This is a genomic window from Pseudomonadota bacterium (assembly GCA_027624715.1).
Classification (GTDB): Bacteria; Pseudomonadota; Gammaproteobacteria; order Burkholderiales; family Eutrophovitaceae; genus Eutrophovita.
Genome location: JAQBTV010000003.1, coordinates 99155 through 112892, shown reverse-complemented (window position 1 = coordinate 112892; position 13738 = coordinate 99155). Strand labels below are relative to the sequence as shown.

Here is a 13738-nt window from a genome sequence, read left to right as displayed (position 1 = left end):
TAGTGCATATCTGCCCAAATGCAAATTTGAGCCTCATTACCGTAGACCTAAAGTTATAATTAGACATTAGTTTACAACATTGGTAGCTCATGGAAAGTCAATACCATCCCTCGCTGATAGAAGCTGAGACTCAAACGCGTTGGGTCGAGAACGAATCGTTTAAGTCGTTAGAAGATCACCGTAAGCCTAAATATTATTGCTTGTCTATGTTTCCTTATCCTTCGGGTAAGCTACACATGGGGCACGTGCGCAACTACACTATTGGCGACGTGTTGACTCGATATCATCGAATGAACGGTTACAACGTCCTGCAGCCAATGGGTTGGGACGCGTTTGGGTTGCCAGCGGAAAATGCGGCAATGGCTAATGGTGTGCCTCCATCTAAGTGGACTCGCGACAATATTGTGTACATGAAAAAACAGCTCCAATCGCTGGGGTTTGCTATTGATTGGAGTCGAGAACTGGCCACTTGTGATCCTACCTACTATCGTTGGAATCAGTGGCTTTTCACTAAAATGCTTGAAAAAGGCCTCGTTTACCGGAAGACAGGAACTGTTAATTGGGACCCGGTCGATCAAACGGTGTTGGCCAATGAACAAGTAATTGATGGTCGAGGTTGGAGGACGGGAGCTTTAGTAGAAAAACGCGAAATCCCGATGTATTACATGCGTATCACTGAGTACGCGCGCGAGTTGCTGGAGGCGCTGGAAAACTTGCCTGGTTGGCCGGACCGAGTGAAAACAATGCAGGCTAATTGGATCGGCCTTAGCGAGGGTGTGAACGTGTCTTTCTCCTATTCGTTAGGGTGTAAAAAGGAGATTCTGAGAGTTTTTACGACCCGTGCGGATACGATTATGGGCGTGACATTCTGCGCGGTTGCGGCCGAACATAGCATTGCTGAGTATGCAGCTAAGTCTAATCCTAAGATCGCGGCATTTATTGAGCAGTGTAAACAAGGCAGCACGATGGAAGCAGATATCGCCGCTTTGGAAAAAAAAGGGATCCCAACGGGTATTTTCGTCACACATCCCCTAGATGGGCGTCAGGTAGAAGTTTGGGTCGGCAATTATGTTTTGATGGCCTATGGAGAGGGCGCGGTTATGGGTGTCCCTGCCCACGATGAGCGAGATTTCTTATTTGCGAAGAAATACGGCATCGGCATCCAACAGGTCATCGAGGTTCCTGGAAAACAGTACTCTACCGATGCGTGGCGCGAATGGTATGTGGATAAAGGTTTGTGTGTTAACTCGGGTCCGTATGATGGTTTGAATTTTGATGAATCGGTAGAAGTTATTTCTAAAGAGCTATTGGCGCAGAATTTAGGCGAAAGACATACGCAATGGCGCCTTCGCGATTGGGGGATATCAAGGCAAAGGTATTGGGGAACCCCAATTCCAATAATTCATTGTGAGTCTTGCGGTGATGTGCCGGTTCCCGAGGCGGATCTTCCCGTCGTCTTGCCAGAAGACTGCGTTCCGGATGGGTCAGGAAACCCCTTGAATAAACGCTTGGACTTTTTATACTGCAAATGTCCGACCTGTGGGCAAGACGCACAAAGGGAAACCGATACTATGGATACGTTTGTGGATTCGTCATGGTATTTTTTGCGGTTTGCTAGCGCGGATGCAAGTAGCGGGATGGTGGATGAGCGGGTCAATTATTGGTTACCGGTTGACCAGTACATCGGTGGCATTGAGCACGCAATTCTGCATTTATTGTATTCACGATTCTGGACTAAAGTGATGCGCGACCTTGATGTCACCGAGATCAGTGAGCCGTTCTCAAACTTGTTGACGCAGGGCATGGTCCTAAACGAAATATTCTTTAGGACAGAAGATTCAGGTCGAGTCTCTTACTTCAATCCCCAAGATGTGGAACTAATATTTGATGACAGTGGCAAGCGAATAGGTCAGCAGTTAATCGGAGATGGCCAAATGGTGGAGGCTGGCGGTATTCGAACGATGTCGAAGTCAAAAAATAACGGTGTTGATCCGCAGTTACTCATTGATCGATATGGCGCCGATACGGCTCGATTTTTCATGATGTTCACATCTCCACCGGAGGATACGCTGGCTTGGAACGATGATGGGGTAGAAGGTGCTTATCGTTTTTTGAAGAGGCTTTGGCGGTTTGGTTATCAGTTTCAGGGATCTATCGCAGAGGGATTAACTTTGGGTGGATCTGTAGTTGAAACTGGAGAGGCGAGAGCCTTACGTCGAGATTTGCATGTTCTATTAAAGCAGGCTAACTTTGATTACCAACGAAAGCAATTTAATACGGTGGCTTCGGCAGGTATGAAAATGCTTAACACTCTTGAACGGATCGAAGACGCGCATTTGAATCAAGCTGAAAATGCGATTTTGCGTGCTGAGGGATTTTGCATCTTAATGAAAATCTTATTTCCTATAGTGCCTCATATTACAGAGTATCTATGGAATGAACTGAATTTTGAGGGGGACTTACAATATGCTTCGTGGCCACAAGTCGATGAAGCGGCGTTAGTTCGAGACGAGATAGAGCTTGTAGTCCAGGTTAATGGGAAACTGCGTAGCAAGATAACTGTTTCAGCATCTGCCTCGAAAGAGGAGGTTGAAGACATAGCGTTAGGGGATGAGTTGGTGCAGAATTATGTTCAGAGTCAAGCGATAAAAAAAATCGTACTCGTCCCAGGCCGATTAGTAAATATTGTTATTTAATCCGATTGTATCCAAAGTTAATGACTACAATTAGAATAAAACTGCTGTTATTACTCTTTGCTTTTGCGATAACGAGTTGCGGGTTTAAGCTTAAAGGTAGCTACGAGATTCCCTACCAGACGGTCCATGTACAGGCAGATGTGGATTCTCGAGTGGCTAGAGCGCTCAAGAAAAAGATAGAAAGAAAACATAAGGACATGCTTGTTGGCGCCGCGTCAGCAGCAGAGGTTGTAATCAGCGTTCTTGCAGAAAATTCGACTCGGACGATTTCGGTATTATCGAACTCAGGTAGAGTCGATGAGTATGAGTTAAGTTACTTGGTTCAGTTTAGAATCTACGCACCGCAAGATGCATCTAATGTGTTAGATAGCCAGGTCGTATTACATCGGAAAATAACTTATAGCGATCAAGATATTGCTGCGAAATCGAGTGAAGAGGGTTCTTTAATCGACGATATGGCAGCTGAAGCAGCGACGAGAATTATGGTTCAACTGTCCAAAGGTAGTATTTAGGTTTTGGGTGTCCTAGATGTGTTTTGGGCTGCACCCAAGTTTAATGTCCTCATTGCCATAAGGTAGCGTTAATGACGAGAGCATCGATTGGTGATGTGCACCCTCAACACATAATGTTTGATGAGCCTATTTTGCTCAAATGTGGTGAGACGTTACCGAAGTACCAGCTCACTTTTGAAACCTACGGCACGCTTAATGAGCAAAAAACAAATGCCGTTCTTGTGTGTCACGCTCTTAATGCCTCGCACCATGTGGCCGGGACCTATAATGGAGACAGAAATACTATAGGGTGGTGGGACAATTTGATTGGTCCCGGAAAACCGCTGGATACCAATCGTTTTTTTGTGATTGGAGTCAATAATCTAGGGGGTTGCCATGGGTCAACTGGCCCGTCGTCCATTAATCCTTTAACGACGGAACCTTGGGGCAGCACATTTCCTATGGTGACGGTAGAGGATTGGGTTGAGACACAGGCAAGGCTTGCGACAAAACTTGGCATAAAGACTTTAGCAGCAGTCATTGGTGGCAGTTTGGGAGGTATGCAAGCTCTGCAGTGGACAATTGATCAACCTACGCGACTAAAAAATGCCGTTATCGTGGCTGCTGCGCCGAAGCTGTCAGCGCAAAATATTGCATTTAATGAAGTTGCGCGACAAGCCATCACTTTGGACCCGGAGTTTTATGGCGGTGATTTTTATCAGCGACACGTCTTGCCGCGCAGTGGTTTGAAGATTGCTCGTATGATTGGGCACATTACGTATCTGTCAGACGATGCCATGGACGTTAAATTTGGGCGGAGCTTACGAGAAGATGTCTTGAAGTTTAACTTTGATACCGAGTTTCAAATTGAGTCTTATTTGAGACATCAAGGGGATAAATTCGCGGAGATCTTCGATGCCAATACCTATCTGCGTATTACCAAAGCGCTTGATTATTTTGATCCGGCTGCTAAATATTCTGGCAAACTCTCCGCAACTCTGAGTCACGCTCAAGCCAATTACTTAGTCATTTCGTTTACTTCTGATTGGCGATTCTCTCCAAAACGCTCTAGGGAGATTGTTGACGCACTGGTCGCGAATAAGTTGAACGTGTCCTATGCGGAAATTGATTTACCACATGGACATGATGCATTTTTAATGGATGAGCCGGTATACCACAGCTTGATTGGCGTTTATTTTGACCGGGTTTGGAAAGAGGGTAAGGATGAGTAGTTATAAAAAAGCCGGGCGCCAGGATCACCAAATCATTACTGAGATGATTCGAGATAGGTCGACCGTGCTCGATCTGGGTTGCGGCGATGGATCATTATTGGTACATCTTAAAAAAACAAGAAATGTAGCTGGGTATGGTGTGGAGAAAGATGACCGCAACGTACTCGCAAGTTTAAGCAATGGTATCAACGTCGTTCAATCTGACTTGGAGCAAGGGTTAGCGGGCTTTGGCGACGCGGCTTTTGATTACGTTGTCCTATCCTTGACATTGCAAGCTGTCCATCAAACTGAGGCTATTATTGATGAGATGCTACGTGTTGGTAGGCAGGTTATTGTGACCTTTCCTAATTTTGGATTTTGGCGTGTCCGCCTACAAATTTTCTTTGGGCAAGCGCCTGTGTCAAAGGAGCTACCTTATCAGTGGTACGACACGCCGAATATTCATGTCTTAACGATTAATGATTTTGAAAACTTTTGCTCAAGTCATAACGTTCGTATTCTCGATCGAGTCGTAATCAATGAAAGTAGCCAACCAATAGATGTCTTCCCTAATTTATTGGGAGCTCTCGCGATTTATCGATTCGATAAGGACAAAAAATGAAGCGACCGATTATTGATGGAACCTAGGATCGCCGGGCTAAAGAGATTTTCCTAATGAACCAAACCAGTATCAGGCTTGGCACGCCGATAAGGGCTGTTGTGATAAAGAAGTAGGTATACCCCCACTGCTCAACAAATACGCCAGACCAGCCCGCGATTGATTTCGGAAATAAAAACATTAACGAGCTAAATAGTGCGTACTGAGTCGCAGAATATTGAATATTTGTGAGGCTAGAGAGATAAGCAATGAATGCTGCACTCGCAATTCCAGCGCTGAAATTATCAGCGCTCACGGTCAGTGTTAGAGCGCCGATGGAGGGCTCGTTGACCGAAATCCATGCAAACAGTAGGTTCGTTAGGCTACTTAGAGCCGCGCCGATAAGAAGGATTTTGAAGATGCCGAGGTGCTTGATGAGTGACCCGCCAACGAGAGCTCCTAAAATAGTCATGATGACGCCAAATATTTTTGAAATCATCGCAATCTCTTGCTTAGAAAAGCCCATGTCAAGATAGAAGGGATTAGACATTACGCCCATGACAATATCCGAGATTCTGTAAAGACTAATCATGGCAAGCAATAAAATAGCCTGAAGCCGATAGTGTCGAATAAAATCTAAAAAAGGCATGATCGCTGCATTTTTTAGCCAGTTCATCAACCGCTGAATTCTCGATTGCGTGTTGAGACCCTGAGTTTGACCATAATCCTGCACCACTGGTTCTGGAGACAGCATCGTAGTTGTAATGCCAACCAACATGAGTGCTGACATGAATATGTATGCGTACATCCAAGGCTCTGGTTCGTATAAGTTTTCCGTATGGTCAAACCATGATGCTAAAAGTAGGGTGCCTGCCGAAGATGTAATCATGGCGATTCGGTATCCTATTTGATATGTCGCTGCCATGGCTCCTTGTTCCTCAATGAGCCCTGACTCAATACGGAACGCATCCAGCGCGATATCCTGAGATGCTGACGCGAATGCAGTTAGGATGGCAAATCCGATTAGAACAGATAGCCCTTGTGCGGGATCTGTCGTAGCAATCCCGATGAGGCTAATGCCCACCATAATTTGTGATAGCAAAAGCCACGCCCTTCTCCTGCCCAGCTTTGTGGTGAGCACCGGGATTGGCATTTGGTCTACTAGAGGAGACCAGGCCCATTTAAAGGCATATACCAAACCTATCCACGAAAAAAAACCAATGGTTGAGAGCTCATGCCCAGCCTCTCTGAGCCAAAAAGAAAGCGTTCCAAAGATTAGAAGTAGTGGTAGCCCAGCCGAGAAGCCCAGAAACAGCATGCGTAACACGTTAGTCTGCATATAAATTGCGAAGAAGGTGTTAAGACGCATTTTCATTAGGTTCTTGGGGGCCTAGTGTAAATTTCTCGCGGTTAAATAATAAAGTCGTAGTCAATCGTTAAGGGAGCGTGATCACTGAACCGTGCTGCTTTGTAAATTTCTCCCCTTTTGGCTGTGTTTGCAATACCAGGAGAACATAATTGGTAGTCAATACGCCAACCCACGTTGTTTGACCAAGCTTGGCCTCGGTTTGACCACCACGTGTATTGATGTGGATCGGCATTCAATTGCCTAAAGACGTCAACATATCCTAGCTTATTGAGCACGCCGTCAAACCACTCCCTCTCCTCAGGCAGAAAGCCTGATTTTTTTTGATTCGGCTTCCAGTTCTTTAGATCGATTTCCTTGTGTGCCACGTTCCAATCCCCACAGATAACGACGTCTCTTCCGCTCTGAATCAACACATGTAAAGGCTCTATAAATCGTTCCTGAAAGCTAAATTTGATGCGCAGCCGTTCTTCTGAACTTGATCCCGATGGCACATAAACGGAAACTACAGAAAGATTGTTAAACCGCGCTTCGATATACCTGCCCTCAGCATCAATATCCTCGAAGCCAAGTCCTTTTATCATATCGTCAGGCTCTCGTTTAGAATAGATACCGACACCGCTGTAGCCTGGCCGCTCTGCGCAATGAAAAAAGCTATGATAATCGGTAATATGCCTTATGTCGTTATCGAGATCTTTTTCTTGAATCTTAAGCTCTTGAAGACAGAATATGTCTGCATTAGATTGTGCCATCCATTTGGGGAGACCTTTTTTAACAGCAGAGCGGATACCATTTAAATTTAATGAAACAATTCTTAACATGACAGCGCAAATTTTCTCCAAAGTAGCGTTTATCGAATTTACACTTAAAGCTAATGCTTTGCGTTTTGGTGACTTTACAACCAAGGCAGGACGACAGTCGCCTTATTTTTTTAATACTGGATTATTTACTGATGGGGATACAATTGCGAAATTAGGTCGATTTTATGCCCAAGCGATTCTTAATGCGAATATTGAGTTTGATATGCTTTATGGGCCAGCCTATAAAGGCATTACCCTATCGGCTTCGACCGCGATAGCTATGTCTGCGTTTAATAGAAACATACCGTTCGCGTTCAATCGTAAGGAAGTTAAAGATCATGGTGAGGGGGGCTTAACCATTGGTGCGCCAGTTTCCGGTAAGGTCCTTATTGTTGATGATGTTATCTCAGCAGGAACCTCAGTGCGCGAGTCAATTGAGGTGATTGAGTCCATGGGAGCATCGCCATGCGGAATCGTGGTTTCTTTAGATCGCCAAGAGCGTGGGACGGGAGCCGAATCGGCTATTCAACAAATTCAACGAGATTTTGATTTGCCAGTAATCAGCTTGTTTTGTTTAGATGATCTCGTTCACTACTTATCACAAAAACCCGAGATGGCTGATGATCTAAGTCGAGTTTGCAGGTATCGAGAAGAATATGGAGCGGCTCAGATTAAGCTAACTTAGCTCTCAAAATTTCGTTAACCTGCGTTGGGTTTGCTTTTCCTTTTGTTAATTTCATCACTTGGCCTACGAGTGAATTGAGCGCTTTTTCTTTTCCGGCTCTAAAGTCATCGACCTGTTGCGGGTTTTGTACGATGACTTGGTCGATATAAGATTCAATTTTTCCTGAGTCCGACATTTGCGTGAAGCCTCTTCTCTTAATAATGTTGTCGACCGATAATGCCCCGGTCCACAGCTCCTCGAACACCAGTCGAGCCAGTTTCGTAGACAGGGTGTTATCAAGGATGCGTTTGATCAAGGTCGACAGTCTCGATGGAGAAACAGGACACTCTGAGAAGTCTTTCTGCGCGCGATTAAGCGAGGCAGCTATTTCGCCATTCATCCAGTTGGCAATCAGTTTAGCGGCGGTTTTGCAAGTCTTCTCATCAAATTCGGCGAGCGCGGACTCAAAATAAGAAGCCGCCTCTAGGGTAGATACCAGGGAGGCAACATCAGGCCCATTGAGTTCTAATTCGTTTTGATAGCGCTCGGCCTTTGATTTAGGAAGTTCGGGCAGCGAGGATCGCACGGCCACTAACCAGTCATCATCAACGATCAATGGCAGTAAGTCTGGGTCAGGGAAGTAGCGGTAATCGTGCGCATCTTCTTTAGTGCGCATTAATCGTGTCTCACCACTGTCAGGATCAAAAAGTATGGTTGCCTGAACGATCGGTAGGCCATCTTCAATTTGCTCAATCTGCCAACGCGCTTCGTACTCAATAGCCTGTTGAAGAAATCGGAAAGAGTTTAGATTTTTAATTTCTCTGCGGGTACCAAGGGCGGTATCCCCCTTCCTTCGAACAGATACGTTGGCGTCACATCGGAAGTTCCCTTCTTGCATATTGCCATCACAAATACCTATCCATCGCACAAGTGCATGGAGTGTTTTGGCGTATTCTACCGCTTCGCTTGACGAGCGCATCTCGGGTTCGGACACGATTTCCAAAAGCGGGGTGCCGGCCCGGTTCAGATCGATTCCGCTCCTATCTACAAAATCTTCATGAAGTGATTTTCCCGCGTCCTCTTCAAGATGTGCACGAGTTAAGTTAACTATCTTTTCAACATCGCCCACCCGAAATTTTAACGAGCCCCCTTCGACAATGGGTATTTCAAATTGACTGATTTGGTAGCCCTTAGGCAGATCCGGGTAAAAATAATTTTTCCTGGCAAATATGGACCGTTGGTTGATGGTCGCTTGAGTGGCGATACCGAAGCGCAGAGCTTTTTCAACAGCCTCTTTATTGAGTACGGGCAAAACCCCGGGAAGAGCGAGATCAACCTCACAAGCATGGGCGTTTGGCGCCGCACCGAAATCTGTGGATGCTCCCGAGAAGATCTTTGACTTAGTGGACAATTGAACGTGAGTTTCAATCCCGATGACAGTTTCCCATTCCATAAGTTTACGTAGTAGTTGAAGGTGGTTTTTTAAGGTGCCAGTCGGTGACGCGTTGGTACTGGTGCGCAGCTGCGAGCATTTTTGCTTCGTTGAAGTAATTACCAATAAGCTGTAGGCCAATTGGCAAATTGGTTTGATCGAAGCCACATGGAATCGACATCGCAGGTAAGCCCGCCAAATTAGCGGCAATTGTAAACGTATCCGATAGGTACATTTGCACGGGATCTGATACTTTTTCTCCAATTTTAAATGCTGTGCTCGGAGTCGTTGGAGACATGATGAGGTCACACGTTCGAAATGCGCGCATGAAATCTTGAGATATTAACCTTCGGATTTTCTGCGCTTTGATGTAGTACGCGTCATAGTAACCATGCGAAAGTACGTATGTCCCAATGAGAATTCGTCTTTTAACTTCAGCGCCAAAACCTTGAGCTCGAGTTTTGGCGTACATATCGTTTAAGTCACTGTATTCGGGGGCTCGGTATCCGTAACGCACGCCGTCAAAGCGAGATAAGTTGCTAGAAGCTTCTGCTGGGGCTATGACATAGTAGGCCGCAACGGATAGGGGGCTCGTAGGCAGATCAACGTCAACGAGTGTTGCGCCAAGTTTTTGATATTCTTGCAGCGCCTGTTCAATGCTTTTTTGGATGTCAGGGGCTATGTGGTCACTAAAATATTCTTTAGGAATGCCAATCCTTAAGCGTGCGATGGAGTCGTTGATGGAGCTCGCGTAATCAACAGGTTTGTTTTGTAGGCTTGTACTGTCTTTGGCGTCAAAATCTACCATCGCTTCTAGCAAGATCGCGAGGTCTTCAGCGGACTTGGCCATGGGGCCACCTTGGTCCAGGCTGGAGGCGAAAGCAATCATGCCATAACGGGAAACAAGTCCATAGGTCGGCTTGAGACCAGATATGCCGCAAAGCGCAGCGGGTTGTCTAATAGACCCACCAGTATCTGTGCCGGTGGCTGCCGGGGTCATGCCCGCGGCAATGGCCGCGGCCGATCCACCAGAACTGCCCCCGGGTACTCTACTGAGATCCCATGGATTTTTGACTACTCCAAACCAAGACGTTTCGTTGGACGATCCCATTGCAAATTCGTCCATGTTTGTTTTGCCTTGAATGACTGCGCCGTAATCATTGAAGCGTTTGATGACATGTGCGTCATAAGGAGATCGAAAATTTTCAAGCATTTTCGACCCGCAGGTCGTGATCCAATCTTTCGCACACCAGATGTCTTTGTGGGAGATGGGTATTCCGGTGAGCGGAGTGGGCTTGCCCTTTAAAAGTGTCTCATCAGCCGCCTTTGCTTGAGCAAGGGTTTGTTCTTCGTCAAAGGTAATATACGCATTGATTGCACCATTCAGTGATTTGCTACGATCTAAGAACGCTTGCGTTAATTCGATGCTGGAGAATTCCCTGCGACGCAGCGCGTCACCCAGTTCTTTAACAGTTTTATCAAACATCATTAATCAATGACTTTAGGAACGAGGAATAGTCCTCTTTCAACCGCTGGCGCATTGGCTTGAAGCGCTTCGCGTTGGTCTTTTTCGGTGACGACATCGTCTCTGAGTCGGGTAGAGATATCTTGCGCGTGAGCCATAGGTTCGACACCCTCGGTGTCAACTTTTTCCATCTCTTCAATGAGGGTAAAGACCTTTTTGAGTGGATCTAGCGCATTCTCTGCCTCTTGGTCCGTAACTTCAATTCGAGCGAGCGCGGCAGCCTTTTTGACGTCTTGTTTGCTGAGGGACATGTTTGGTTCGCAGTTGCGTTTAGCCACCAAAGTTCAAAGTCATATGTGCTGTGTCTCACTTTAAAGGAGAGGCCACACACTTTTTGAACGACTCTAGATGGTTAGTTAAAAGTTTTTTCGCCTTGGATAAAGCATTAGGTTATCATAGTTCTACAACCTTTTACTCTATCCAAATAGACGCGCAGGAGCACACCATGTTTGGGCTGTTTAGTAATTTTTTCTCAAATGATATCGCCATTGATTTAGGTACGGCGAATACCCTCATTTACGTTCGCGGGAAAGGAATCGTATTAGACGAGCCTTCCGTGGTTGCGATTCGGCATGAAGCAAGGGGTGGCGGAATGAAGACCATTCGGGCGGTTGGCAATGAGGCAAAATTAATGCTTGGAAGAACGCCAGGTAACATTACCGCGATTCGCCCCATGAAGGATGGAGTCATTGCCGACTTTATCGTCACAGAACAGATGTTGAGGCACTTCATAAAAAAAGTACATGACACGAGGTTTTTTGCTCCGAGCCCAAGAATCGTCATCTGCGTGCCTTGTGGCTCCACTCAAGTAGAGCGTCGGGCCATAAGAGAGTCAGCTTTTGGTGCCGGTGCGCGTAGGGTGGAATTGATCGAGGAGCCTATGGCTGCCGCTATCGGTGCTGGGCTTCAAGTTGACGAAGCTACAGGCTCTATGGTCGTCGACGTTGGGGGAGGCACGACGGAGGTTGGAGTGGTTTCCCTCGGGGGCATGGTGTACTCAGGGTCTGTTAGGACCGGGGGGGATAAGTTTGATGAAGCGATTATTAATTACGTTCGTCGTAACTATGGGATGCTAATTGGTGAGGCAACGGCGGAAGATCTGAAGAAAGATATTGGTTTAGCATTTCCAGGTGGAGAAATTCGCGAAAAAGAAATACGAGGTAGAAACTTGGCTGAAGGCATTCCTCGAAGTTTCAAGATTACGAGTACAGAGGTCGTTGAAGCCTTGGCAGACCCATTAAACAGCATTGTGTCGGCAGTCAAAAATGCACTTGAGCAAACGCCCCCTGAGTTGGGCGGTGATATTGCCGACCGAGGTATGGTCTTGACTGGAGGGGGTGCTCTGTTGCGAGATCTTGATCGTTTGTTGATGGTGGAGACGGGGTTGCCTGTTGTGATTAGTGAAAATCCTTTGACCTGTGTTGTGCGAGGGTCCGGTATAGCGCTCGAAAAGCTTGATGATCGATTTACGGGTATTTTCGCTAGTGAATAAGGCGTTCTGGATATTGGACTACGCCACGCCGAGGTTTGGTTAATTAGCTGGAGTTCCGCTTTAGGGCATGCCTTTAGCAACCGATACCGTGGTGCGCAGCAAGGTGCAGTTTTATGCCAAAGTACTGGTATATCTCGTGCTCGCAGTTTGTTTGATGTTTTTTGACTTAAAAAAACAAGCTTTCTCGCCAATTAAGGAAAGAATTTCTCACGGTGCATATGTGGTCGTTGAGACGCTATCACCGTCGAACGAGTGGGTTGAGCAGGTTGGTGCCTATTTACTCTCCAAGCGCACGCTGACGCAGGAAAATGAAGCGTATAAGCAAGATCAATTGCTCAAAGATGCGCAATTGCAGCGTCTAGCTTCAGTTGAGCGCCGGGTTGAGGAACTGCAGGCACTGCTTGGTTTGCATCAGCGTAGCGCCTCCTCGTTGCATGCAGTAACTGTGATTACCGCTACCGATTCTCCTTACGAACATACGCTCAAGGTCCGATTTGCTGCTGCTGCTCCTGTTGACGCTGGGGATTACATCATTGACGCTGAGGGGCTCGTTGGGCAGGTGCTTAGTGTCGAGGGAGTTATCGCTGTGATTCGTTTGATTTCTGATCAACGGGCGAGCGTGCATGTGCAAATTCTTAGGACGGGGTTTAGGGGGGTTGTCTTTGGCAGAGGTGTACATGGGGGGTTAGAGCTAAAATTTGTTCCGGAAGAGGCCGATATAAAGGTTGGTGACGTCTTGGTGACCTCTGGGCTGGGAGGGCGGCACCCCTTTGGCATTCCAGTTGGCACGGTGGGTTCTATTGAGACGGGAGAAATGTCCAATTTTGCTAGGATCTTATTGGAGCCTTCAGCCAATCTGAATGCAAATGAGGATTTTCTTGTTCTGACTGGATCTGCTGTAGATGATTTGTTTGTTCCTGATAAACAAGAGTGAAGTCTTAATAATAATCGAAATAAATGCCAGTTTTACTACATACGGTGTCAAATAAAAAAATAGGGTGGTCAATCGTTCTAGGATTGTTTTTGTCCAGCGTTGGGCTGCCAGGTTTATCTCAGTCGATTGCTCCAGATGTTTTGGCGTTGATCATTCTCTATTGGGCGACGATCGGGGTTGGTATCACGCCTAAAATGAGTACTGTCTTTCTATTGGGTTTGATTGTTGATGTTGCAGCGGGCGGAGTAATCGGAATACATTCGTTAAAGTATCTATTGATACTTGCGGTAGCCATGCAGTTAGGCAATCGTTTTCAGATGAGTACCGGACAAAAAAAAATAGCGCTCATCGTTGCGATGTTCTTGGTGCTGGAGATCATAGTAGGTGGGGTGGTGTTGATATTCATAAGAGTACCAATGGATATCAAAAGTATTATCGTGGCTGCTATGTGGGGGTTGACATGGCCTATTGTAGTAGTAGTCCTTGAAAAGAATTATTCGCGCATCGGCGTGAAGTAGGCTGATGTCGT

At 46.3% G+C, this 13738-nt stretch carries 13 protein-coding genes; 8 read left to right on the top strand and 5 right to left on the bottom strand.

Annotated features, from left to right (window positions below; translation table 11 throughout):
- Positions 1-89 precede the first annotated feature (89 nt).
- From leuS to metW, 4 genes are all read left to right on the top strand, one after another.
- The gene (leuS, locus tag O3A65_03375; GenBank protein ID MDA1331508.1) at positions 90-2696 is read left to right on the top strand and encodes a leucine--tRNA ligase; all 2607 of its coding nucleotides are present in this window, start codon (positions 90-92) and stop codon (positions 2694-2696) included.
- Positions 2697-2716: 20 nt separating this feature from the next.
- Positions 2717-3208 (top strand): LPS assembly lipoprotein LptE, encoded by a 492-nt coding sequence (gene lptE / locus O3A65_03370; protein MDA1331507.1) that lies wholly within the window; start codon positions 2717-2719, stop codon positions 3206-3208.
- Positions 3209-3279: 71 nt separating this feature from the next.
- Positions 3280-4419, top strand: coding sequence for a homoserine O-acetyltransferase (locus tag O3A65_03365; GenBank protein MDA1331506.1), 1140 nt, complete (start codon positions 3280-3282; stop codon positions 4417-4419).
- Positions 4412-5020, top strand: coding sequence for a methionine biosynthesis protein MetW (metW, locus tag O3A65_03360; GenBank protein ID MDA1331505.1), 609 nt, complete (start codon positions 4412-4414; stop codon positions 5018-5020). Before O3A65_03365 ends, metW begins: the two co-directional genes overlap by 8 nt.
- Before the next feature lie 22 nt (positions 5021-5042).
- On the opposite strand, the gene O3A65_03355 is transcribed toward metW, so the two are convergent.
- Entirely contained in the window at positions 5043-6371 is a 1329-nt protein-coding gene (locus O3A65_03355) for an MFS transporter (GenBank protein ID MDA1331504.1), read from the bottom strand.
- Between the two features lie 35 nt (positions 6372-6406).
- Positions 6407-7183: an exodeoxyribonuclease III gene (locus tag O3A65_03350; GenBank protein MDA1331503.1), complete on the bottom strand. Its 777-nt coding sequence runs from the start codon at positions 7181-7183 to the stop codon at positions 6407-6409.
- On the opposite strand from O3A65_03350, the gene pyrE reads away from it, so the two are divergent.
- Positions 7182-7847, top strand: coding sequence for an orotate phosphoribosyltransferase (pyrE, locus tag O3A65_03345; GenBank protein ID MDA1331502.1), 666 nt, complete (start codon positions 7182-7184; stop codon positions 7845-7847). The genes O3A65_03350 and pyrE overlap by 2 nt on opposite strands.
- On the opposite strand, the gene gatB is transcribed toward pyrE, so the two are convergent.
- From gatB to gatC, 3 genes are read right to left on the bottom strand one after another with little or no spacing between them, the layout of a single operon-like run.
- Entirely contained in the window at positions 7834-9279 is a 1446-nt protein-coding gene (gatB, locus tag O3A65_03340) for an Asp-tRNA(Asn)/Glu-tRNA(Gln) amidotransferase subunit GatB (protein ID MDA1331501.1), read from the bottom strand. The two genes, pyrE and gatB, sit on opposite strands and share 14 nt — an antisense overlap.
- A 4-nt stretch (positions 9280-9283) precedes the next feature.
- The gene (gene gatA / locus O3A65_03335) at positions 9284-10744 is read right to left on the bottom strand and encodes an Asp-tRNA(Asn)/Glu-tRNA(Gln) amidotransferase subunit GatA (GenBank protein MDA1331500.1); all 1461 of its coding nucleotides are present in this window, start codon (positions 10742-10744) and stop codon (positions 9284-9286) included.
- Positions 10745-10746: 2 nt separating this feature from the next.
- Entirely contained in the window at positions 10747-11034 is a 288-nt protein-coding gene (gene gatC, locus O3A65_03330) for an Asp-tRNA(Asn)/Glu-tRNA(Gln) amidotransferase subunit GatC (GenBank protein MDA1331499.1), read from the bottom strand.
- 194 nt (positions 11035-11228) lie between these two features.
- Here gatC and O3A65_03325 point away from each other — a divergent pair, with 194 nt between their 5' ends.
- From O3A65_03325 to mreD, 3 genes are all read left to right on the top strand, one after another.
- On the top strand, positions 11229-12275 hold the full coding sequence (locus O3A65_03325; GenBank protein MDA1331498.1) for a rod shape-determining protein: 1047 nt from the start codon (positions 11229-11231) through the stop codon (positions 12273-12275).
- A 67-nt stretch (positions 12276-12342) separates the two neighbouring features.
- A complete protein-coding gene (mreC, locus tag O3A65_03320; GenBank protein ID MDA1331497.1) occupies positions 12343-13209 on the top strand; it encodes a rod shape-determining protein MreC in 867 nt (288 codons plus the stop codon).
- 23 nt (positions 13210-13232) lie between these two features.
- On the top strand, positions 13233-13727 hold the full coding sequence (gene mreD, locus O3A65_03315) for a rod shape-determining protein MreD (protein ID MDA1331496.1): 495 nt from the start codon (positions 13233-13235) through the stop codon (positions 13725-13727).
- Positions 13728-13738: the final 11 nt, after the last annotated feature.